This window comes from Alteromonas abrolhosensis (genome assembly GCF_001953635.1).
Taxonomy (GTDB): domain Bacteria; phylum Pseudomonadota; class Gammaproteobacteria; order Enterobacterales; family Alteromonadaceae; genus Alteromonas; species Alteromonas abrolhosensis.
On the sequence record NZ_MEJH01000003.1, the window covers coordinates 564,565 to 588,385 of the forward strand.

Genomic DNA, 23,821 nt, shown 5'->3' on the forward strand with positions numbered 1-23,821 from the left:
CAATAAATTAGGTACTGAAGTGCGTACTTACTCAAATTGAGTAAACGTAGAGGAAGCCAAATGATTAGAAAAATTTTGAGAAAATTGCGACCGGTGAACCCTGTAAACGTAGCAATTCAAAATGGCGCTAAAATTGGTAAGCATTTTAATATGTTGCGCGGTGTAATTATTGATCCGGATCACGCTTGGCACATTACCATAGGCGATAATGTAACCTTGGCTCCAAATGTTCATATTCTCGCTCATGACGCCAGTACAAAACACGAATTAGGGTATACACGCTTAGCAAAGGTATCTATTGGAAATAAGGTATTTATCGGGGCAGGAAGTATCGTATTACCAGGTGTTACGATAGGTGATAGGGTCATTATTGGTGCTGGCAGTGTTGTAAGCTCCGACGTGCCTTCAAATAGCGTTTTCGGAGGCGTGCCCGCTCGCCACATTTGCTCTTATGATGCGTATATTGAAAAAAGGCGTGCGGAAATGGAAAACTCTCCCATTTTCGGTGCTGAATATACGGCGGAAAATAATATTCCCTCTCACCTTAAAGCGTCTATGAATAAAGACATGGAGAAAGGCGTAGGTTACGTTGTCTAGTTCAACCCTATGTCACCGACATATTCTTTGGGGATGGGACGATTTGAATTGAGGATATCTCTTGATAACTGTAAAGGCTCAAGATTACGGTTTTTCTCTATTTCAACTAAACTTTGATCAGCTTTGCTGCTGCGCTCTAGCGTAGTTAGCAGAGTAACAGATTGATTAACTGTATTACCAATAACAGAAATTTTCGCCTTACCCTTTACCCAGTCCGTATTGTTTAACTCATCCTGCACGAAAGTAATAGGGGCTGTCTCTCCTGTATACGCTACAGAATTATTCAATACGTTTAATTCACCAAGTCCCTGAAAAGTTCTAATAAGCGGAAACGAAAAGCCCGAACCAATTATAAATAAATTATTTTTAAACGATACGCTTCCTCTGGATGGTCCCTTACCGTCGCCTCCAACTCTGCTCCCTAAGCCGTATCGATTGTGAATAAGGAAATTATTTTGCACAACGTATTCTTGACCCGTAAAATCATAGTGCCCATCATAACCAATTAACTCAAGCACATAACGGGCTTGATTATCGTTGCCGGCTTCTATCCAGTTATTGTGAATGAGGCTTTTTTCGTATCTGGACTTTACGTTGTTTCCTTGATTATCGTGTATGAAGTTATGCGCTAAAACTAGCTGCGCTTGAGGAAAAGTATGGGGGTCGCTTGCCACATAAATAGGGTGGCCCCACTTTTTACCCGCTTCTCTCCCACCGCTTTCAGTTATTTCCGAGTGAGCAATCGTCAAACTGCCAGCATTATAGTCCGTTCCCATCACTCCGATATGACACCCTTTTATAAGTACTTGCTTCAACACCGTACCGTGGGATTCATTTCGAAAACATACTGCAGCATCTTGAATTACAATGTTTTCAACTACCCAGAAATGGGATGAACGTAAACCAACTGCCCAGCCAAAACGGGGCACCCCACCACTTATGATCGGACGCTCATTAGCACTTTCTGCATTGGAAGTCAGAGTAATTGGATGCTCCTTACTTCCCGAAACAAATTTAATTTCGAATGGCTCAAAAACTTCAGCTTTATTCAGTACAATTGTATCTCCACTGCGTACTTTCGCCAGAACTTGAGATACTTGAGTAAAGCGTTTGTCTGAACCTACATACCACGTGGTAGGGAGTGTATTACTGTTGTCAGTTTGAACTTGCCAAGCAATTCGTAAAACGTCTCGTCGCATAGTTTTATCAGTTTCAAAAAACTCAAGACGAGTTACCTTGTGGTCATTGTGTTTTGCGGGTGCTAAAAGCTTTATACGCAACACGTCATTATCGAATATTTGTAACGTCTTGCCTGTTGTAAAGGGACCACCGTTGACAGATAAATCGTAATGCTTAGGCGTTATCTCAAGAGGTTTAGTACCAATACCCGTGAGTTTAATGCAGGCATCTAGTGTATCTCCGGGAGGAACAGATAGTGATGCTGGCATCGCAGCATAGTGCCTTACTCCCCATTGATACACTGCAATATTTTTTTCTATACAGTCACCTTCCGAGGCTATTGCGCAATGAGCGCTCAATAGCACTACGAAAAAGAATATTGTATTGTAAAAACGTTGCATAAAGAGCCTCGTAAACTTTAACCGCTATTTCGTTATCATAAAATCACAGTGCGGAATTATTTACCATGAATCACTTTATATTCTTCATGTTTGATACCGAAAAAGCCGGCAACTGAACCAGCCGCAGAACAAAGTCTAAACAGGCCGTCTACTAACTTTGTTTTGTTCAGTGTAACGATGCCCTGTACGAAACTCAAAAGGCTTCGCCCCAATCTGACCATGGTCATGAAGGTAACCCGAACTAGCGCTTTGATATACGTTTCTTCAAAAAGGTGAGATCGCGTATATCCTATACCGGAACGAAATCCCCTTCTGCAAAACCACTTAACTGTTGCTCTACTCTTAGGAAATTCTTCGTGTACAGGAGCCTCTGTGTACACGCAACGAAACCCAAGATGATTACACCTTAATGCAAAGTGATAATCACTGGCTCCCGTCATGGCAAAACGCTTATCAAAACAGGGAACTGTAGCTTCGAGAACGTTTTTTGAAAGCAGTAAGTTATTGGTATAAAACACTGGTACTTGCTCGCCTTCACTGTAAGGATTTTTTCCGTAAATGAGGTTAACAGCCCAATCAGGGGTGCCACTCTCTCCAACTGAAACAACCCGACTGGTCACAATATCGCAGTTATATCGCTCAGATGCTTCGAGCAACGTGTTAATCCAATTATCTTGCTCTAACCACTCGTCGTCATCTATAAACGCTAAAAAGTCAGCATCTAATGACTGACATAGGGAAACGCATTTATTTCTTGCAAACACTATCCCAGGCTCAGGCTCGATATCGTAAAGAAGGTTAATTGATGCATTTGAAACTTTTTTTGATTCAACCACTTTTCGGGTTTTGTCGTCATTTGCATTATCAACGACGGCAATTGTGATTTTTATTTCCTCTCGCACTTTTTGTTTGAGTAGACTATCGAGGAGTCGAGACAGCCATTCAGGCCTTCTACAAGTTATAACCCCCACAACGACGTGTCTCATCACTTTTTCCCTCTAATCAACTCTTCTACTTTCTTAATTGGCCAACTGCATTTCCACCAAAACGAATTGTATGCATCGACGAATAATTTCCTATAAAACACTTCTTCCTTTTTTACTGCTAATAAGTGTTCTTTTAATACGCTGGATAGACTAGATTGATAACTCAAGTAATCATTTCTAATTTTATCTACTTCTGCTTCATCTACTTTATCCTTCGATAGCTGTTCATAAAGTGACTGCGCCATCACAGCAAGCGGAATTTCTAAAGTAGGCTCAGTGCGTTGATTTCGCATCTTTTTATCTACGAAAGACAACGGTGATGCAGCGATATCAAAAGGTTTATCGATTAATGCAGCAATGTTTTTGGCCACGGATTCCGGAGATGATAGGAGCTTGTCGTAATGAACAATCAATCGAGGTGCGTGCATTGAGTGATAATACCCACTCAACGTATAGTTCATCCACAACATTAGTGACTTTTCCAAAGAAAAATCATCTCGCTTTTTGAGTGAACCGAATACCTCGAACGGAGATCTCAGCATCAGTATATAATGAGGTAATACCTTTTCATTTTCTTTAAGTACCTTTTTCCAAAAAGGAAGTAACAAGGTAGTTCTGGGGTCTTTCATTCCCCAAAAGGCCTGATTATCGTAATCTTCCTTAAGCAAAGAGTGAGCTTTTTCTATAAAGAAAGACTCCTTGCCGATAGAATAATCGCCAATGTCCGCTATCGGATCATCCCAAGAAGATGCTAGTTCATCTAACATGAGATCATTAAGCGCTACCAATTCCGCGTTTTCAAAGAAGCCTTTTTCATTTACCCCTTTCTGTGCTGCGAATAAAGTTTTGCCCATAAAAATACCTAGTTCATCAAGTAAACCAGAAAGCGCGGACGTTCCGCTTCTGTGCATCCCGATAACGATAAGTGCTTTATTTTGCATTCTATTGGACTCGATTTTTGGTTTGTTTTAATTTAATGAGTAGGTTAGAAGGCATCACTGATAATAATGACGCTGCAACTAGGCTTTCTAAATGCCAAGGCTTTACCTTCCAAGCAGATAGGAAGCAGCTTGCCGATAATTGTGGTGAATTTCTATATAAAAAATTATTAGCGTAATGCTTGTAAGCATTGTACTTGGCGTTTTTGCAGAGCGACTTTTCTCGAGGTGTCAGGTCTTCTATAGACGCTATTTTTTCAATGCAGGAGAGGTCAGCGATTAGCATTTTTTTATTATCCAAGGAGTAGTTTTCCCCATGAATAAAGTAAATGGCTAAGGGGGTTTTAGCGACGGCAAGTTTTGATATTCTCGCTACCTTGAGCCAAAGGTGCCTATCGTCCACTCCGTGTAGCTCTCGGCTTTCATCCAACCCATTCACCTGATTTAACACTGTCCTACGGACCATAGCAGTGCAACAAGAGACAAAATTTCTGTTCAGGAGCGCTTCAAAACACTCCCCCTCAAACTCAGGGGTTGAGCATTCACGTTTGCCGTGCCTATCAATGTCCACCCAGCTATAAACCAACCCTACATCGGGGTCGCTAAAAAGTGGAATTTGTTTCTCAAGTTTTTGAGGAAGCCATTGATCATCTTGATCGCAAAAGCCAATAACTTCACCAGTTGCTCGTGCAATACCAAAATTTCGAGCAGATGCTACGCCACCATTTTGCTTTTTAAAGTATTTAACGCGCTCATCTTCCAGATACTTTTCTATTAGGTTTTTCGACTCATCAGTGGAGCCATCGTCAATAAGGAGCAGTTCAAAATTATCGTAGGTTTGAGACAATATACTTTCAATTGTTTGGGTAAGTGTCTTCGCCCCATTGTAGACAGCCACGATTACACTTGCTTTTACGCTGCTCACTTCTTACTCCTTGAGGACTAAAGCCTCATCAAAAATATTATTATTAGATATAAACCTATCAAGCTCATCAAACTAAGCACAAAAGTTTGGGCTATCTCTTTATTGGAAATTGATAGACCTAAGTCGGGATATTGTTTCGAAACACGGATGAAGCACGCTGCAGTCATAGCTGCAAAAATGTAGAAAAAGATTACGTAACTTCTACTAATAAAGAAAGCTGTACTACAAAATCCAATTAGAGAAACTTGCAAAAATATTGCAAGTGAAATTTCACGAGAAAGTTTAGGATCTTTGGCGTGTTCCGTTTTCTTGAGATTTATGACTTTAAGCAACATGATCATGCACAGAAGAACAAAGGTCATCCACAACATGTAACCTACAACTCCCAATTCTGCCATCACAGTGACAAATGAGTTATGGGCGACTTTGTAGTGATACTCCAGAAAACGTTCTTTTCCAAATCCAAACAGTGGCCTGTGGAACAACATTTGAATGCCTTCATACCACGCCGTCAGTCTCTGCATGGCGCTTTCATCGTCTTTGCTTATCGTCCTAAATGAACTCATAACGATAATTACGCCTGGCACTGAAAGACTAGCTAGCACCAAAGATTTTACGCGACCAAACCTAAGGTAGAAAAATGAAAATAAAACAGCCATTACACCCACTAGCGAACCTCGACTCCCTGTCCAGTAAATACCCATCACCAGTACACCAGCTACTGCAAGCCACATAAGCTTCATGAGAAAACGTTGAGTATTGACCATAAAGAAAATGGCGATGGGGATATTCATTACCAAAAACATCCCCATGTCATTCGGGTCATTAAACACCCCAATGTATCGCGCCTGGGCCATTTGATTAGGACCGTCGTTTCGATAAATAACTGTTTCAGCCCAACCTTCTCCAAATGGCGAGGATATCTGAACGTAGGCGTGCTGAGACATAATCACGCAAGCAACTAGAGAGATAAATAGAATGACTTTTTGTCGGCCGAAGGATGTGAGAAAGCCTAAGAAGAGAATGAAGGGGATAATATTCGCATTGATCCAGTCGATAACATATCCAAGGTCATTAAAGTAACGTGACGCTCGGACTTCTGAAAGCAACATTGAGAAGAACATCAATATTAAAATTGTGCATTGAACGTTCCATGCCTTCGGCCTTAACGAAACTAAATAAGCAAAAAAGGTAATTATTAGGACTATTCTAAGCAGTGGAAACTGTACATTCAGCACGGGCCACTCGTGTGGTCTTATAAGGACTAACGCGGTATATACACAAAGTAAGAAAAAACCGAACTTAGCATCAGATGTAGATGAACTTGCGCCAAACGACGCTTTTTTCTGGGGAACTGCAACCATTAGAAAACTAAACGCCTTTTTATTTTTCTGGCAAAAACCTTAAATTTAGCTAAAACCCAGGTAAGCTTATGTGCATGTATTTCTACTTCATAAACAGGCTCTGAGCTCGATGCCAAACTCTGTTTATAGGTCTCATCAAGTGATGAAGACATAAAGTCATAATGAGACAGCGATTGTTCTCTAGCCTTTTGGGCTTGTGCGCTATGCAACAACTTACCGGGAGATACGTTAGGCTTTTTGTCTTCGTCGAAACCACTTTGGTAAAAAATGACGGTATTGTTTGAGCGTATACCGTAATTTACGCCGATAACTTCACTTCCCTGCTCCAAATACAACATAGACAAGCTGCCGGTACTTAATAGCTTACGAGCAATATTACGGTGAAATTCTCGAAACACATGAGCATCGAATATCGCTTTATATCCCCTACTTATCCACCTTTTCCTATTTAGGGTGATTAGAGCATTAAATACTCGTTCAAGGTCGTGCTCAGTTGTTACTTGGCAAATACGCATCCCTGCCCGAAGCGCGGCATTCCGAAGCCTTTTCGTTTTTCGTATAAGCTTTTCTGCACCATCAGGGATATCAACAAGATAGCGCCTTCTTACCAGATTAATCGTTGTGGGAAAATCACTTCTTTCCACTGCGCTTAGTATCAATGCATTGGGACTCACATTACTTAACCGAATGGAATTTAATCCTTCTTTCCTCATTGTTGATTGAATGACCGATAAAGGTTCGCTCACATCAACTGCTGAAGAGCGCATCAAAAAGTCCTGTGCTTCACTGCATGTCTCTATGTCTGTTGGTTCATAGCTACCTATGTAGCAAGCGGTTTTTAAATTACTTTTGCTTATATAAAGTGGTAATACACAAACAAGCGCTTCAGCATCCCAACTAGTAAAAATAAGCAGCTTTTCGATATGTTCTGTGTAAAATTCCGCCCATGTGGATACCCAATCAAAACTATTAAATGCGCTTTTAAACTGGGCGTTGCGCTCCAACTCTAACCAAGAGGAGCGAATGGCCTTCATTTCATGAACATTATTTATAATTCGTGTGCTTATCACACTATTCACTGCAGCGCTCTTTCGATATTGCTCAGGTTACAACTAGATTCGCAAGGCACAATTATCCACTGAATAGATGATGACATATCGCCGGAAAGAGCGTTCTTAAGTCGGGATTTTTTTAAACCAAACGGCGACTTGTAGAAGCCAGACGATGTGCCATATCGATATGCGATCAAAAATCGCTTCGTATATTTATCACGAACTTCCCGAACATTCCATTTGTCAGTATCGAGACTTCGAACTACGTTAAACCCTTCTGGTATAGGGTTATTCAAATAATAAGAGGCCTTATCGTCTAAATGCTCTCCGTCGAACTCAAAATTTACGAGTTCAATATCTTCTATTGTTACACTGCAAACTCTCGCATAGTTATATATTCTAGGCTCTATGGTGAGTGTCGCAGCCGAGCAATCCTCATTCGACACATCATCTGCAATCATCAAGGCAACGCTAGAGGATAGGACTAAACAAAGCCCACATGCGATGATCAGCGCACTACGTGATAAAGACGAATTCAAATCGCGTTTACTGGTTATTCCGCTTTTTCCTGCCGCATGCTCCCTATCTTCAAGTTTCCTACCTATATAAAACTGAAAGATTGCGACGGGAATATAGATGTACCAACCAAAGTTATTGTGATCCGTCATCAAACTACTTTGCATATCAGTTTCATGACCAATTACGATAAGCGCAGCGATACGAAGCCAATTCGTAACAAGAGCCCCAAGTAAAGAAACTGCGGTAAAAATAAAAGCAGAGCGAAATGTTTTAAGATATAGAAATATGTACAAGCTGCTAATCGCAGCGGAAACAATCACATATCGTAAACCACTGCACCCTTCGGCAATTTCAAATACACCTGCAGGTATAGTAACGAACTCATTTTCTACATAAACCGGGATATTCGTTAAACCCATTATCGCCGTAACGACATAAACCGACAATGACTGCAATGGAACTGCAAGCGCCCCCCAAAAAGGGAAAATAAAAACTAAGAACGCAAAGGGGAAAAAAGTAGAGACATTAAATCTGAATACACAAAATATCAGCGAATATAGAACAGCCAAGGAAGCAGCCCAATAAAGCAAACTAGTTTGTGACCACGTGGCGAGTACAAGACCTACGCCAGTTGTGAGCGCGAGCCCTATCCACACTAAGCTCGGCTGTGTTCGGAATAGGACGCGATTTTCTTCTTCAAGAATATAGAAGAGGTAAACAATGATGAAGGGTACGAGATAAGCATGTGAATAAGTCCCATCATCGAAACTATATGCCCATAAAGAGCCCATAATTGGGTAGTTGAATATACACCACAATAGTGTGATAAAAATTAAAACCCAAAAATGTCTGTGCACCCTCAGTTCCATTGATACTTCCCTAATTCAATTAAAATGCGCTATCTGCCCTTACCGAACAACACAACTTCTACCGTTCTGATGAGAATAAGAATATCCAAAAGCAAGCTCTGATGCTTTACGTAATACAAATCAAACTTCAATTTTTCCATTGAATCTTCAACGCTCGCTCCGTACGGATAATTGAGCTGTGCCCAACCCGCCAAACCAGGCTTAACGTTATGACGTTGATTATAATACGGCACTTCTCGAACAAGTTGCTCTACAAACTCTGGACGCTCAGGACGAGGGCCGATGAAAGACATTTCACCCTTAAACACATTAAGCAATTGAGGTAATTCATCAACGCGGTATTTGCGAATAAAGTGACCAATTCGAGTTACTCGATCATCATTCTTACTCGCCCATTTAGCGCCATCTTTCTCCGCGTCGGGGCGCATACTGCGAAATTTAATTATTTTAAAAAGCTGTCCGTTCAAGCCAACACGCTCTTGTTTATAAAATACAGAAACACCGGTTCGCCGCCCGTCATCGAAGTAAATGATAATGGCTGTAGCAAGCATAATTGGCCAAACAAAGAAAAATATGATGAAGGCGAGAATTGCGTTAATAGAATAATCTAAGGCGTCGCGAAGATAGTTTTGACTCTTGAAACCATTTGAGTAGATAACCCAGCTCGGATACATGAGATTCACGACAATTTGCCCTGTTTCCCTTTCCATAAAGTCGAGAAGCTCGGTAACTTCAATGCCACGCAATCTGCAATCAAACAAGACTTCTACTGGTAACGTTCCTCGACGCTGATCACACGCGATAACGATTTCTTCAATCTCGTTATCAGCAATAAACTGTTGGAAATTTTCATCTACTTTTACATGAATAATTTTTTCTTTATGAATTCCGTCTTCGCGATTGTCGCCAGGTATAGGGATGAATCCAACCAACTCGAAACCAATGCGATCAACATCACGACGCATTCTTTTTTCAATAATGGAAGCACGCTCTCCTGCACCTAAAACGATAATTCTGACTTTTCCAAGTCCGAGTAGACCAAGACGATTTGTAAAATATCTGAAGACAACGAGCGTTATAATGATTGCGCTAACTGATGCAGGTAAGAAGTAGCTATCCATCAACAGTCGATCGAATAAAGCACGGCTGACTACTTCAACTAAAAAGTAGCTCAAACCAACACTTACAAAAATTCGTCGAATTATTCCTCTAAATGTTTCGCGAAGTTTTGCTTCATAGAGTCCTACCGACAAGGAGCATAATAGAATCGCGACCGTTAATAGCCCGGTATTTACCAAGAGCTTTTCAATAGGAACTTGGGAGGATAGCCCAATTTGCGTCAATATAAAGTGGGTAATATACCCTATATAAGCAATAAGTAATGCTTCGGTTATAACTAATATATTTGAGCGTTTATTCTGATTTCGCTTATTTACTGCCACCCCTGGCCTCCCAAAACTACTTTATATTACCCATCATAAAGGGATTTATTCTAATAGACTAGAATTGATGTTGGCATTATAGTGTCAATTCCCGTAGGGTAAACAAAAAAGCACGCTAAAAATTAACCATACGAGTGTAGGATGATCTCTTATGTATCGCTTTAAGTCGTTCCGTTTTATTTCCACCGTAGCGTTAGCCACTACAATAATTGGATGTTCGAGTAACTCGACACTTCCACAGGCTACAACCCGCGCATCACTCACCACTGATGTGAATCAATATCAATATTTAATAGGTCCTGGTGACACATTAACTATCTTCGTGTGGAGGAACCCCGAAGTATCAGGCCAGTTTGTAGTTCGCCCAGACGGGAAAGTAACCACTTCCTTAGTTGAAGACATTGATGTGGCAGGTAAAACTCCGTCAATGCTTGCCCGTGAAATTGAAGAGCAGCTTTCTACATATATTAATAGCCCACGTGTTACGGTTAGTGTAAACAGCTTTTCTGGCCCACTCAGTGAACAAGTGCGCGTTATCGGGGAAGCAACTAACCCGAGTGCCGTTAATTACACTGAACATATGACGCTTCTTGACCTCATGATAGCTGTAGGTGGACTAACAGAGTTTGCCCATGGTAATGGCGCGAAATTAGTTCGCGTGGTCAATGGGCAACAGAAAACTTATACCCTAGACATTGATGATTTAATTCGCAGCGGAGATATATCAAAGAATGTTGATATTTTACCGGGCGACATTGTCATCATCCCGGAAGCATGGTTTTAGTTCTAAGCAGTTAACGGAACAATTTAATGCAGGATTTACAACAAACGCTTCTCCAGTTCTTGGATTTAGCTAAAGGGATATGGATAAAGAAACGCCACGTCATTATTATGTCGTGGCTTATATGCCCACTTGGCTTCCTAATGGTAGCCACCCTACCCGATGAGTATACCTCTAAGGCGCAAGTTTATGTGGATACTCGGTCAGTCCTTCAACCTTTACTTAAAGGTTTAGCGATTCAATCCGATCCCGATTCAGAAGTAAAAATGATGGCGCGCACTCTTCTTAGTCGCTCAAACGTTGAGACTATAGCAAGAGAAAGTGATTTAGATATCACCACAAATACGGCCAACGAATTTGAAGACTTGGTAACGCAGTTAGCCTATGAAATTCAGCTCAAGTCTGCGGGTCGCGATAATATTTACAATATATCTTACGAACATACGAATGCAGTAACCGCACAACGTGTTGTTCAAGAAACACTAGATTTATTTGTGGAAGGCTCCCTAGGCAACAATCGGAGAGATACCGACACAGCGGGACGTTTTTTGGATGAGCAAATTGCGGAATATGAAGCCCGGCTATCAGAATCCGAGCAGCGGCTAGCTAACTTCAAAAGACAGTATAACAATATACTTCCCCTATCGGGCACATACTACTCGAGACTACAAACGCTTAATTCAGAGCTTGAAGCAACGGTACTTTCTATTCGCCAAACTAATGAACAAGTTGATTCTTTAAAATCTCAAATTAAAAATCAAGTTGCTTCAACAAACCTAGGTGTTACTAATCAGGAAGATAGCGTTCTTAAAACCCGGTACGACGACCGAATTAAGAACTTAGAAGAAGAGCTTGATAAGTTAAAGCTAAGATTTACTGATAAACACCCAGATGTAGTGGAAACTAAGCAATTATTGGAAAGCTTGGAAGCCTCAAGACAAAGAGAGGTTGACGCATTTCTCGCCGCTGCTGAGGGTGACATTCAGGGCCCGATGAATGAGTTAACTCAAGAAATCCGCCTAGAAATGAGCCGTCTTCAAAGTGAAATCGCTTCGTTAAGCGTTAAAGAGGCAGATTTAAAAACAAAAATCGCTGAGCTAGAGTCAAAAGTTGATCTTATTCCTCAAATAGAAGCTGAGTCTACGGCACTAAATCGTGATTATGACATCCTTAAGAAGAAATATGAGGAACTATTAGCACGTCGTGAAGCTGCAGATCTGTCTCGTAGAGCAGATGTATCGGCTGAGGAACTACAGTTTCGTATTATTGAGCCACCAATGGTGCCAAACAAGCCATCTGGACCTCACAGAATTATTCTTTATACCGTCGTTCTTATTCTTGGATTTGGTACAGGTATTGGTTTAGCTTTCCTTATAAGCCAACTTAACCCGGTGCTTGTCAGACCAAAACAACTACTGAGACTTTCAGACTACCCAGTTTGGGGAACAGTGAGTCACTTAGAGTTTGAGCGAATAAACAAAAAGAACAATCGTAGGCTACTCGTTTTTCTCGCCTCCTCGGGTGCAATCGTTATGATATACGGCGTGCTTATTGCCGCTGAAATAATGAATATTAATATTGCAGAGAGGTTCTTTTAAATGAAAAATACAATTGAAAAAGCTCTGCAAAGACAAAAAGCTGAGCGAGAAAAGCAACAAAAAGAAAAGCAGGAAGAATCTCCACGCTTTGAGCATGATAGTGCTGTTGAAGCGCAAGAGTCTGAGTCGACGACCAAGATTTCGCGTGACGAACCACTACCAAACAAGGCACAAGAAATTGAGCCACGTGAGCCCCTACACGAATTTCCTCCGTTTAACCTAAACTTAAAAGAGCTTAGCGACAAGGGGCACATTTCGGTAATAGGTGAGCGTAAGCAAATTAATGAAGAGTATCGAGAAATTAAGCGTAAGCTAATCGCTAACGCCTTTGGCCCTCTATCAAAAACGCTCAATAATCCGAACATTATCATGGTTACCAGTAGCCGCCCTTCTGAAGGTAAGACTTTCACAGCAACTAACTTAGCGCTTAGCATTGCAGCGGAGCAAGATAAGACAGTATTGTTAGTCGATGCTGACGTGCTCAAACCAAATGTATTGAATACATTAGGTTTAGAGCGGAGAAGAGGATTGATGGAATATTTGACGGGAGATGTAGAAGATATTTCTGAGGTGCTTTACCCGACAAACATCGATAAGCTTAAAATTATTCCCGCAGGAAAATCACATCATTTATCTACAGAGATGCTCGCTAGTCAAAAAATGCACGAGACTGTAGATGAATTCGCCAATCGATACCCAGATCGTATTGTAATCTTTGATACACCTCCTCTTATTGGTATTAACGAAAGTGCGATTTTGGCAAACTTCGCAGGTCAAGCAGTAGTCGTGGTAGAGGAAGGGAAGACGAAGATTAACGATATCAAAATGTCGGTGGAGCGATTAAATCCCGAAATGGCTATCGGGTTCGTTGTGAATAAATCAATACACCACGATACTGATGGAAGTGGATATTATGGATATTATTATGCCGAGCGAGAAAATTAAAACACAAAGGCGGCAGCAATTGACGTTATGGGGTGCGTTTTTAGGTACCTCTTTCTTTTGCACATCAGATGCGTTCGCAGAGTTAAAAATTACTGGCAAAGCTGAGGCTGAATATATCTTTCAAGATGTAGACTCTGAGTCAGAGGGTCAACTTTCATTAGATACTTTTCAGGTAACACCAACTATCAATGCCAGTCTCGATACAAAGACATTTACTGGCTTTTGGACTGGCTCTATAACGCATTTAGAACGCGATAAAGTTGACGATAGCCGCAATGATACCTTTGAAGAATACCTTTACAGTCTTGTGTGGCAACCACTGGACCGTTTTGTACAAATTGAGGCACAAGGTGCGCTAAATTATCAAAACACTAACGCCAATAATTATTTGGTATCAGATCTTTTAAACAACTCAGACTCCCTTTCGAAAACTCGTTCAAATCGAATTTCGGCGCTCACAAATATTGATCAGGGGGATTGGATTAAAATTCAAGGTGGCATTGCTTATTCAGATGTCGCTTCTGAGCGCTCTACGCTCAACAGTGGTAACGCTCTAAACAATAACACAGTGGAACTTTTTGGTGGCGCTTCCAATGGCGATAATCCTCAGAGATTTATGTGGGAGATAAACGGTGCATATATAAACACTGATCGCGCACAAAATAACGATGATGAATTTATTACTCGAAATGGAAACGCTTTTGTAGAGGTTGCTGTTTTAAAGAACATCGGTGTCAGATTAGCGGCACAGCACGAAGCAAACCAAATTTCTAACCGTGACGACACAACAAGTAGCACACGTGAATTTAACTCATACGGAATAGGCTTGTCCTATCGGCAAAGCGAAGATAGGTATATTGCCATTACTGCCAACACCAGTGATTCTGATGTTGAAGAAAATGACGGCGAGACCTTTATAGGTTTAGATTTTAGCTGGGCATTGAGTCCTAGAACGAATTTATCGGGTTCCTACGGTAGACGCTTCTACGGCGAAGCTGCCTCGTTTGACGCAAGCTATAACTCTAAGTACTTGCGTACAAATTTTAATTACAGTGAGGACGTAACAAATACGTCTAGGCTTTTAGCCAATCCGCAAAACCTTGGTGTGTTCGTATGTCCTTCAGCAACTATCTCTATTGCTGACTGCTTTCAACCTAATAGTCTAAGTTATCAACCTGATGCAAGTGAACAACTTGTTCAATTAACGTCTCAAGTTATCGAGTTTGACGATAATATAATTGTTAGAAAAAGCTCTAATTTTCAGGCAGGCTATGACTTTTCTCGCATCACAGTGGCCTTAACGTCTCGCTATGCTGAAGATGATTACCTCGATTTAGATCGCCTTAGACGAACTTACTCCCTTGGAACAACTTTGGTCTATAAGCTAGGAAGCTACACTAATTTAAATGCGGAAGTTACCTACGCCAATATTACTCAAACTGCTGAGCAGGAAGATCTGGATGGAGAATCCGACAATTGGCGTGGCAGTGTTGCCCTTCAGCGCCAACTGGGACGATACATAACTGCAGTTGTCGATTTTACCTATGTAGACCAGTCTGGTGATATTAATGCGGGAGTAGGCTTGTTTGGCAATGATTTCTCAGATAGGCGCTTGTCACTTTCAATCATTTATAAGTACCAGTAAACAAGAAAGCGCCATAAAGGCGCTTTTTTTACAACTATTCTTTCTTATCATCACTCTTAAGCCGCACATACGTCTTAAACTTCTTCTTCATCAGTTTATCCACGTACTGGGTCATTTTCACTTTCTGTGAAATAGCATCATCTAAGGCGTCGACTAACTCAGCTAGCATATCTAAATAGTATTTAGAGTCACGAATAACGTTGCCTTTAGGCGTCATGATGGTTTGGCTTTCAGGGTGGTCAGCAAAGCCCATATGTTCTGTCACTTCTGCGCCAGTTTTTTCCGGTTCAAACATTTCGGCTTTAACTTCTTCAATCACCTCATTAACTGCAACAGCATCGAAGTTATCTAACTCTTCTAAGAAGCCATAGAGCATTACTCTGTCCATTAGCGTATTAATTTTTCGTGGGATACCGCGAGAGAACATGTGAATTCGTTCAAATGCCTCATCACTAAATAACTGTGAACCGTTCCACCCTGCATGGTGCAAACGGTACTCAATATATTCTTTGCACTCTTCCAACGAAAGCGGAGCAAGATGGCAAGACGCCACAATTCGCTGTCTAAATTGCTCCATATTTGGCGCTCGCAGAATGGGTTGAAGCTCTTCCTGCCCCAGTAAGAAACTTTGAATTAGCGGCTTACCGTTTAGCTGAAAGTTACTTAGCATTCTCAACTCTTCGATAGTCTCAAGCGGTAGGTTTTGTGCTTCATCCACAAGTAACAACGCACGTCGACCTACTTTATTTAGATCGTACAAGAAGATTTCAAGTGCTTTTAATATATCGGCTTTTGAACGCCCTTCCGTAGGGATATCAAATTTAGATGCGACCATTTTTACCAGCTCATCTGGCGACAGCTTAGGCGTTACTATCTGAGCAGCTGCGATGTCGTCTTCAATTTCTTCAAGCAGGCTGTTTGCAACGGTAGTTTTTCCGGTTCCTATTCCACCGGTGATAACAATAAAACCTTCAGCTTGGGAAAGACCGTACTGCAGATAGGACATGGCGCGTTTGTGCCACTTACTTGCGAAGAAAAACTCTGGATCTGGGGTTAACTGAAACGGTTTCGAGTTAAGTCCATAATAACTTTCGTACATGCAATTTACCGTTTTTCCATTAAAAATGTGCGTTCGAAACTATAAGCGTAAATACCTATTATCGATACAGCGCGCTGATTCTCTATGGTAACCAACATTACGCAATTATCGAAGTATTATATTTACGCCTAGCCTTTGGATAATTCTGCTAACATTAGGCTAAGAGTAATAATTTACATTGAATTACATTGTCACAAAGTATATCAGTCAACGACGACAATACCCACCGGGGAACCTCAAGACCACCTTGGTATCTTTACTTAGTCGAAAACAAGCTCGGGCACATTTATACAGGGATTACCACAGACCCCAAGCGCCGTATCGCCCAGCATAGAGGAGAGTTAAAAGGTGGCGCAAAAGCCTTAAAAGGCAAAGCACCACTGAGTTTTAAAGCGGTATTCGAAGTTACTGATAAATCCCACGCTTCAAAGCTTGAGTATGAAGTAAAAAGAATGAGTCGCCCTCAGAAAAATCGAATTATTCATAAAGGGCAACTCCATGAATTATTGTGTATTCGAGCCCAATTCGAAGATTAGTATAATTCATCAATTCTTTATAAAACGGTTTTCCCCTACCCGCCTAGCACACCATTGATGATCATAGCGTTACCAATGCTGAGCGTGAACCCGAGTGCAGCTACGCCAACGTTATGCTGTTGATCAACTTCCTGACGGAAATTCATGCCAAATAAGATAATTTTTTTGCTCGCTAGTACCAGAATGTGAAGTGCAATCGCCAGACCTACACTGACAATCAACCAGCCCGTTACGTTGCTCACGTAGCCGGACGGGTTGTAAATGAGCAAATTCTTGGCCGCAGATACAATCATTGCTGTACCAAGTAAGTTACCGGTATGCTCGATAGCAAGTGCTAACTGCCCTTTTTCCAGCGCCCCTTGGAATGAATCGTTCTGATTGTCTCTCGCATACCTAAATTCTAAAATTCGCGTCATGACAAGCAGCATAGTTAAGACAACAGTAAACCCCGTTACAATTGCTATAAGCGCATTCATATCACTGCCATCTACCCACACCATGATGTTGCGCAAAACGATTGCACTTGCAACAAGACTCGCAGCATCAACCAGTGCAACACTAACGCTTCTATCGGCTATCATGGCATGGGTATCTACTTTATTGAGTACCAGTTTATCGTGAGCGAAACGCCCAAATTTCACTAGTATAATGCCCACAATACCGAAGGTTACCATTCCAATCGCCGCTTCTTTGTAACCCATGCCAATATGACGTCCAACAACAGAGCTTAATACGATGCACAGCGACAGCATGCCGCCTGCAATGCTGATCCCAAATGCGAAGTTATCTTTTACACCTAGCTCTTCTGTTACTGAGTATTTTCTAAATGCGCCCGTCAGCCACTTCATAATCATTAGCAGTACTAACGCTATCGCTACATCCATAGCGAGGTAAATCAACAGTTCTTGCGTTAGGGGTACTAGTTTTACTAAGGCTTCCACGTTATCTTTGCTCCTTGAACACACAAAGTTCGTCTGATTATTTTCACATTTACATCGAAATATCAGTGACAGCTAAATGAATAGCATTCATCCGATACAAATTTGTACAACGATGACATCGAACTTGTTCAGATTTATTTTAGTCAGGGCCTAACAACCTATGTATTACACCCAGGGTTAGCAGGCACTTGCCGACAGTGAATTTTGGGCCATATATTCATGGGTCCAGCAACACTTAGCCTTGAGTACTTGCAATTACAATTGTGAGTATTCATCCGTTTAACACGAGTGATATCTCATAAGACGCGAGCATTATGCCAATAGACAACGAAAATAGCATGACAAACGCAGAACTTGCTGAAAAGTTTTGGCAGCAGTTGTTAACAGCACCGGCAATGAGTGAAAATGACAAAGTGATTGTTGAAGCCCATAGTGAAACGCTAAAACAAGCGTTTTCCCGTTCAGCATTCTTAGCAGAAACACTGATTCAAAAGCCCTCGTTTGTTTCTCGAATCGTTGAACATTATCGCCCCTTAGAAAACAGTGAAGAACTCCAGTCCGTTGGCGCTACCATATCTTCTGACTACCACACAGCCCTCGACGATAAATTACAAGGCGTTGTTAGCGAAGATGATCTAATGCAAGTATTGAGGGAGTTCAGAAACAAAGAGATGGCACGAATTGCTTTCCTCGACGTTCTCAACAAGCAACCCATAGAAACATCACTTATACATGTTTCTGCATTAGCCGATGTACTCATTAGCGGTGCATACCACTGGCTTTATCAACACTTAGCAGCGCGCTATGGAAAACCACAAAGTCACGGCAAAGATATGCACATGTATATCCTGGGAATGGGGAAATTAGGAGGGAAAGAACTCAACTTTTCTTCTGATATCGATTTAATCTTTGCGTACCCTGAAAAAGGCGAAACCCAAGGAGGGCGAAAAAGCTTAGAGCACCAGCAGTTTTTTACCAAGGTCGCGCAAAAGCTCATTCAAGCATTGAATAAAGTAACTAATGATGGCCAAGTCTATCGCGTTGATATGCGTTTACGCCCTTTTGGCGATTCCGGACCACTTGTAATGCATTTCGCCGCACTTGAAGACTATTACCAAGACCAAGGTCGCCATTGGGAGCGCTTTGCCATGGTAAAAGCGCGGGTGATTAACGATGATGATTCGCAAGATGTGAAATGGTTAAACAGCATTTTACACCCTTTTACCTTCCGCCGTTACTTAGACTTCACTACTCTGGATGCTCTCCGTAACATGAAAAAGCTGATCGCCACAGAAATACGCAGACGCAGACTGAGTAACAATATAAAACTCGGCGCTGGTGGCATTCGGGAAGTGGAATTTTTTGCTCAGAGCTTTCAGTTGATCCATGGAGGACGAGAGCCAGCATTACAAAGTAAGTCATTACTTCGCACTTTAGACGCTCTAACCGAGCTCGATATTGTCGAAAGTGAAGTAACACAACAACTTAAGCAGGACTATCTGTTCCTAAGAAAAGTAGAACATACGCTTCAACAAGCTCAAGACCAGCAGACCCAGACCCTTCCTGAATTACCTTGGCAACAAAACGCACTAATAGGAGTAATGGGGTTTGAATCTTACCGTGACTTTTTAGCACATTTAGATGCTGTCATGGCACGTGTTCACACACACTTCAATGAATTAGTTGAGGAATCCCATGATACGCACTCAGAAGAAGACCAGCTTTTCACTGCCTGCCAAGATGCATGGCGTTTAGCGCTGCAAGAAGATGAGTTTACTGAAACCTTTAGCGAACACCTTTCTTCTAGTGATATTAAAGGCATATTTTCTATTCTTATTGCCTTCAAAGATAAGCAGCGCAATTATCGTATTGGCCAAAAGGGCGAAGATACATTAAATAAGCTACTCCCTGAAATCTTGTATGTGCTTATTAACCAACACCCAAATTACATCCCACAGGTACTCGACCGTTTACTTGGCGTAATAGAAGCGATTACTGGCCGTACTACCTATCTTGACCTATTGCTCGAAAACCCGGACGTACTCAAGCAGTTAGTAAGGCTATGTGAGCGCAGTGACTGGATTGCCCAAGAAATTAAGCGCTTTCCCTTATTGTTGGATGAATTACTCACGCCGTTATACCTCGGTCAGCAGAACACCGATATTCATACCAGCAAACAGGAATATCAGCTGGAGCTGCGTGAAACCATGCTTCGTATTGAACAAGATGATGTTGAAATGCTTATGGATGGCTGGAGGCAGTTTAAGCTTTGCCAGCAGCTACGTATCGCCGCCAGCGACATCAGTGAATCACTGCCCATAAACAACGTGAGCGATAAGCTTACGGTACTGGCTGAAGTAATATTGGAAAACGTGGTAGACGCAGCGTGGATGCAAATGCAGCAGCGCTATGGCGTTCCAGCACACTTAGAAGGAACCGACAAAGGGTTTGCAGTTATTGGCTATGGAAAACTAGGCGGGTATGAACTCGGATATGGCTCTGACTTAGATTTGGTCTTTTTACATAGCGCCCCTCGCGGGGTAAGTACAGACGGCAAGAAGTCTATTGAGGCACAGCAATTTTACATTAAGCTGGCGCAACGCATTATGCACCTTCTCAATACTAAGACCTTGTTTGGCCAATTATATGAAACAGACCTCCGCTTGCGCCCTTCTGGAAATGCAGGACTGTTGTGCTGTCATATTGACGGTTTTGAAAAATATCAGACAGAAGAAGCGTGGACGTGGGAACATCAAGCGTTGGTGCGTGCCAGAGCTATTTGTGGAGACCCTCTTCTATTAAGCGATTTTACACGTGTAAGAAATACCGTATTAGGAAGGGAAAGAGACGTGAACGCGCTGGCTGAAGACGTATGCAAAATGCGCTTAAAAATGCGCGAACATCTGCTTTCAAAGAACAACGATAAGGTTGATTTAAAGCAGTGTGTCGGTGGTATTACCGACATCGAGTTCATGGCTCAATATCTTGTGTTGGCTAATGCGCACTTACATTCAGCCATGATGGAGTACCCGGACAATCTGCGCATTTTCGACGCAGCGGTTAAGAGTGACATCATTGATGCGACCACTGCACACAAATTACAAAAAGCGTACTTAAAACTGCGTGAACAATATCATCACTTAACGTTAGCGGATACTAAGTATGCAGATCAAAGTGAAGAGCTAGACGCCATCCGAGAACAAGTAACCCAACATTGGGATACACTGTTTGGAACGTGTAACGATTAACCGAGAACGATTAACCTCTAACTATACGGCAGTTGGTGGTGAGGAACTCCGTTTCTTCGGCCGTCACCACCAGCGAACGCTGTTCTGCGCACAAATAAGCTTTCACCTGCCCCTCGAAACTACTATCTATGGCGCTGGCAATCTTAGCCAATGAACCCGCTACAGTGTTGTCTAATTGGAACTGGTGCTTAATAACAAAATCTTGTTCGAGGTTCCATATCACCTGCATCCCCTCGGCCTGTGCATACTGCGAAATTGCTTCGCGTAATGTATTTCCTTCCTGGAACGTGCGGTATTTATGCTCACCGGTCCAGTTCTTTTCAACTGGGCGGGTTTGGCTAGACATTTGCGCAAGCTTATTGTCTAAATTTGGATCGACGCCCGCAACATCCAGTACGAAATCCCCCTGCTCGTCCTCCACCGGGTCGGTAGCCGACATTCGAAAGTCTCGATAGAATTCACTTAAACCACGTGAGACAGACTTCTCTTCCGCCTGCCCTTGAGGAACAGGCTCTTGGTCCTGAGTTTGAAGCATATAGATGAGCACGCCCGCAATGATAACAAGCACTGCCGCTATGCCAATTTGCTTTGCCCAAAACGATGAACTTGAATAACTTGTCTGTCCCATAACTTACCAATGTGTAGCCACTTTTAATCGAAAATCAGCTTATGCTATGTGTATGAACTTAAGCATAATTCTTCTATTTTAGTCTACCTCTAGACGATAAGCCTATTATTCTATTTATCTAATTTTCATCGCTAGGTGTTTATTCATACCCAACTATAGTGATTTATACAGAGACTCTGGGTTAGATGCGGGTCTGGTTTTGAACCTTTTGTGCATCCACAAGTAGCTTTCTGGTTGCTCTTTCACTGCCGCATCTACATGTTGATTGAGCAATGTTAATGCTTCAGCATCTTCCATATCGCCTAATTGAGAAAGCGGTGGATATATTTTAATTTTGTAACCGCGCTTCGTATATTGCGACGTTATAAGCATGGGTTCAGAGTGGCTCCGCCTAATAAACATGAGCGTTGCCGTTGTGGTCGCGGTCTCTTTTACCCCACCAAATGGGACAAATATACTTTGCTTCGGACCGTAGTCTTGGTCAGGCAAATACAAACACAATTCTTTGTCATCAAGCGCCGCAAGTAATGCCTTAGCATTGCGTTTATCAATCATGTATTTATTTGAGCGATTTCGCCCGTGATACTGAAGGTAATCAACTAACGGATTGTTGTGCTTGCGATAAAACGCAATACTGGGATGAAAAAAGCCAATTCCCCGACACGCAAACTCTAAGTTCATGTTGTGAAGGGCCATGCCGAATACGCCTTTGCCGCTGGCTAATGCCGCTTCAACATGTTCGGTGCCTTCAATTTCAATGGCGCGTTTTACACGCCAGCTAGGCCACCACCATCCCATGGCGGTTTCATATAACGCCATACCTGTACGTCGAATGTTTTCTTTGTAAAGCGCGTCTACTTCACCAGGTGTAAGCGTGGGGTCCCACAGTGCCAAGTTTCGCTTTGCGACTTTAGCGCGTTTAGGCACTATTAATGCGATAAGTTTACCGGTACCGCCACCAATAGCGCGGATTACAGGTAAGGGCAGCCATGTAATGGCATAGAGGACGAAAACACCTAACCATACAGGCCAAAATTTAGGGCCTAAAAAGGCTAGTTTAAATTTAGGAGCTTTTATTGCCGCCGCCAATGTCTATTTCCTTTAAAACGAAGTGGCGGCATTGTAACAGAAGGTTTTTTATGGGGCTAATTAGGACAGACCGCTCACACGGAGTTTGCGGTCAAAAGATAGCTTAAGCTCGTCCAACATTCCTTTTTAATGGCCACGGCCTGCTTTCTCTTATGAAAGCGTAAGCCTGACCATTAGTATTCTTTATCTATTTGCTTTAACTTTTTCTCAAACGATTCATATTGCTCTTTTGAGTCATAGTCAAAATGGTATTGGTTGTGAAAGCCGAACTGCAGCTTCACATTAACATCTTCAATGTAAAGCGTGTAACCGTCGTGGTCTGTAAACGCTGTTATCCCATTAAGTTTGTACTGTTCATTTTCTTTCGCGCCATGTTGGCGAATCTTATCGAAAACCTGAAGTAAGAACTTGCTGTCTAATTCGTTTTTCATTGTAAATCCATTGTTGAGAATTTATCTATTTTTACACCACCAAACGATATTTGGATTCAAACCTAATAGAGGTCAGTTGAAGTTATACCTAAAGCCGATATTAAACATATTTGTCGAAAAACTATCTTCACCCGACATATGGGTATATTCAATGCGTACCATTGATCTAAGACCTACATAATAGTCATAGCCTAAACCTACAATTCCAGCTGCCAGACTGTTTTGTTGACTACATACGATTGAGGTGTCTCCATCTCCACACTGCATTGCAATATCGACATCCACCTTAGCAGCCCCGACTTTATAAAATAACTCGCCAGTAGCCCCGCTAGCTTTACCGAGTAAAGATAAATATAGTGCGTCTCCTGTGGCTTCGCCGTTATCATTCGAAAAATCGAAAAGGTTCAAATAACCTAACTCTGCATACCACTGCTTATGTATTTGTTTTCCAAAAGCTGCACTATAAGCAAATTCTTTGTCGCTAACGCCAGACGTGTCAAAATCATTGTAGGCTATTGTGACTAATCCATAGTTTTTTGGTGCAGCATAGGCCTGAGAAAACCCTAAGAATACAACACCAACTATCCATACAAACCGCTTCATTTAAT

General features: G+C 41.8%; 21 protein-coding genes. 7 read left to right on the top strand and 14 right to left on the bottom strand.

The features are described from left to right. The first annotated feature begins 60 nt into the window (after positions 1-60). Positions 61-597 (top strand): acyltransferase, encoded by a 537-nt coding sequence (locus tag BGK61_RS19785; protein ID WP_014999099.1) that lies wholly within the window; start codon positions 61-63, stop codon positions 595-597. Here the strand turns inward: BGK61_RS19785 and BGK61_RS04635 are convergent. Genes BGK61_RS04635 through BGK61_RS04670 form a run of 8 tightly spaced genes read right to left on the bottom strand, consistent with a single transcriptional unit; the run spans position 594 to position 10,272 of the window. Then, positions 594-2,177, bottom strand: coding sequence for a hypothetical protein (locus tag BGK61_RS04635; RefSeq protein ID WP_014999100.1), 1,584 nt, complete (start codon positions 2,175-2,177; stop codon positions 594-596). The two genes, BGK61_RS19785 and BGK61_RS04635, sit on opposite strands and share 4 nt — an antisense overlap. Positions 2,178-2,233: 56 nt before the next feature. Beyond that, a complete protein-coding gene (locus BGK61_RS04640; RefSeq protein ID WP_014999101.1) occupies positions 2,234-3,163 on the bottom strand; it encodes a glycosyltransferase family 2 protein in 930 nt (309 codons plus the stop codon). Beyond that, on the bottom strand, positions 3,163-4,104 hold the full coding sequence (locus BGK61_RS04645; protein WP_014999102.1) for a sulfotransferase family protein: 942 nt from the start codon (positions 4,102-4,104) through the stop codon (positions 3,163-3,165). The genes BGK61_RS04640 and BGK61_RS04645 overlap by 1 nt, the downstream gene beginning before the upstream one ends. A gap of 1 nt (position 4,105) precedes the next feature. Next, positions 4,106-5,026: a glycosyltransferase family 2 protein gene (locus BGK61_RS04650; protein ID WP_014999103.1), complete on the bottom strand. Its 921-nt coding sequence runs from the start codon at positions 5,024-5,026 to the stop codon at positions 4,106-4,108. Positions 5,027-5,043: 17 nt separating this feature from the next. Beyond that, positions 5,044-6,390: an O-antigen ligase family protein gene (locus BGK61_RS04655; RefSeq protein WP_014999104.1), complete on the bottom strand. Its 1,347-nt coding sequence runs from the start codon at positions 6,388-6,390 to the stop codon at positions 5,044-5,046. Continuing rightward, complete coding sequence (locus tag BGK61_RS04660) at positions 6,390-7,469, bottom strand: GNAT family N-acetyltransferase (RefSeq protein ID WP_014999105.1); 1,080 nt, start codon at positions 7,467-7,469, stop codon at positions 6,390-6,392. The genes BGK61_RS04655 and BGK61_RS04660 overlap by 1 nt, the downstream gene beginning before the upstream one ends. Next, the gene (xrt, locus tag BGK61_RS04665) at positions 7,466-8,830 is read right to left on the bottom strand and encodes an exosortase (RefSeq protein WP_076010970.1); all 1,365 of its coding nucleotides are present in this window, start codon (positions 8,828-8,830) and stop codon (positions 7,466-7,468) included. Before xrt ends, BGK61_RS04660 begins: the two co-directional genes overlap by 4 nt. 29 nt (positions 8,831-8,859) lie before the next feature. Then, positions 8,860-10,272: a TIGR03013 family XrtA/PEP-CTERM system glycosyltransferase gene (locus BGK61_RS04670; protein WP_014999107.1), complete on the bottom strand. Its 1,413-nt coding sequence runs from the start codon at positions 10,270-10,272 to the stop codon at positions 8,860-8,862. Positions 10,273-10,423: 151 nt separating this feature from the next. Between BGK61_RS04670 and BGK61_RS04675 the strand changes: the two genes are divergently transcribed. The 4 genes from BGK61_RS04675 to BGK61_RS04690 are packed head-to-tail and all read left to right on the top strand — an operon-like array spanning position 10,424 to position 15,241. After that, positions 10,424-11,056 carry an XrtA/PEP-CTERM system exopolysaccharide export protein gene (locus BGK61_RS04675; protein WP_014999108.1) on the top strand — a complete coding sequence of 211 codons (633 nt, stop codon included), beginning with the start codon at positions 10,424-10,426 and terminating at the stop codon, positions 11,054-11,056. A 26-nt stretch (positions 11,057-11,082) separates the two neighbouring features. After that, positions 11,083-12,651: an XrtA system polysaccharide chain length determinant gene (locus tag BGK61_RS04680; protein WP_014999109.1), complete on the top strand. Its 1,569-nt coding sequence runs from the start codon at positions 11,083-11,085 to the stop codon at positions 12,649-12,651. Then, positions 12,652-13,596, top strand: a complete 945-nt coding sequence (locus tag BGK61_RS04685) for an XrtA-associated tyrosine autokinase (protein WP_014999110.1) — start codon at positions 12,652-12,654, stop codon at positions 13,594-13,596. It abuts the gene before it with no gap. Then, complete coding sequence (locus tag BGK61_RS04690; protein ID WP_076010971.1) at positions 13,565-15,241, top strand: porin family protein; 1,677 nt, start codon at positions 13,565-13,567, stop codon at positions 15,239-15,241. The genes BGK61_RS04685 and BGK61_RS04690 overlap by 32 nt, the downstream gene beginning before the upstream one ends. Before the next feature lie 34 nt (positions 15,242-15,275). Here BGK61_RS04690 and BGK61_RS04695 read toward each other — a convergent pair whose 3' ends face one another. Then, positions 15,276-16,340 carry an XrtA/PEP-CTERM system-associated ATPase gene (locus BGK61_RS04695; RefSeq protein ID WP_076010972.1) on the bottom strand — a complete coding sequence of 355 codons (1,065 nt, stop codon included), beginning with the start codon at positions 16,338-16,340 and terminating at the stop codon, positions 15,276-15,278. A 188-nt stretch (positions 16,341-16,528) separates the two neighbouring features. Between BGK61_RS04695 and BGK61_RS04700 the strand changes: the two genes are divergently transcribed. After that, positions 16,529-16,876, top strand: a complete 348-nt coding sequence (locus BGK61_RS04700; RefSeq protein WP_014999113.1) for a GIY-YIG nuclease family protein — start codon at positions 16,529-16,531, stop codon at positions 16,874-16,876. A 35-nt stretch (positions 16,877-16,911) separates the two neighbouring features. Here BGK61_RS04700 and BGK61_RS04705 read toward each other — a convergent pair whose 3' ends face one another. After that, a complete protein-coding gene (locus BGK61_RS04705) occupies positions 16,912-17,817 on the bottom strand; it encodes a DUF350 domain-containing protein (protein WP_014999114.1) in 906 nt (301 codons plus the stop codon). Between the two features lie 314 nt (positions 17,818-18,131). On the opposite strand from BGK61_RS04705, the gene glnE reads away from it, so the two are divergent. Further along, the gene (glnE, locus tag BGK61_RS04710; RefSeq protein ID WP_014999115.1) at positions 18,132-21,065 is read left to right on the top strand and encodes a bifunctional [glutamate--ammonia ligase]-adenylyl-L-tyrosine phosphorylase/[glutamate--ammonia-ligase] adenylyltransferase; all 2,934 of its coding nucleotides are present in this window, start codon (positions 18,132-18,134) and stop codon (positions 21,063-21,065) included. Between the two features lie 10 nt (positions 21,066-21,075). Here glnE and BGK61_RS04715 read toward each other — a convergent pair whose 3' ends face one another. The 4 genes from BGK61_RS04715 to BGK61_RS04730 all read right to left on the bottom strand — a co-directional run bounded on the left by BGK61_RS04715 (position 21,076) and on the right by BGK61_RS04730 (position 23,816). Then, on the bottom strand, positions 21,076-21,693 hold the full coding sequence (locus tag BGK61_RS04715) for a TcpQ domain-containing protein (protein ID WP_014999116.1): 618 nt from the start codon (positions 21,691-21,693) through the stop codon (positions 21,076-21,078). A 153-nt stretch (positions 21,694-21,846) separates the two neighbouring features. After that, positions 21,847-22,782 carry an LpxL/LpxP family Kdo(2)-lipid IV(A) lauroyl/palmitoleoyl acyltransferase gene (gene lpxL / locus BGK61_RS04720; protein WP_014999117.1) on the bottom strand — a complete coding sequence of 312 codons (936 nt, stop codon included), beginning with the start codon at positions 22,780-22,782 and terminating at the stop codon, positions 21,847-21,849. 173 nt (positions 22,783-22,955) lie between these two features. After that, positions 22,956-23,213, bottom strand: coding sequence for a DUF3081 domain-containing protein (locus tag BGK61_RS04725; RefSeq protein ID WP_014999118.1), 258 nt, complete (start codon positions 23,211-23,213; stop codon positions 22,956-22,958). A 72-nt stretch (positions 23,214-23,285) separates the two neighbouring features. Further along, positions 23,286-23,816, bottom strand: coding sequence for a hypothetical protein (locus BGK61_RS04730; RefSeq protein WP_014999119.1), 531 nt, complete (start codon positions 23,814-23,816; stop codon positions 23,286-23,288). Positions 23,817-23,821 lie beyond the last annotated feature (5 nt).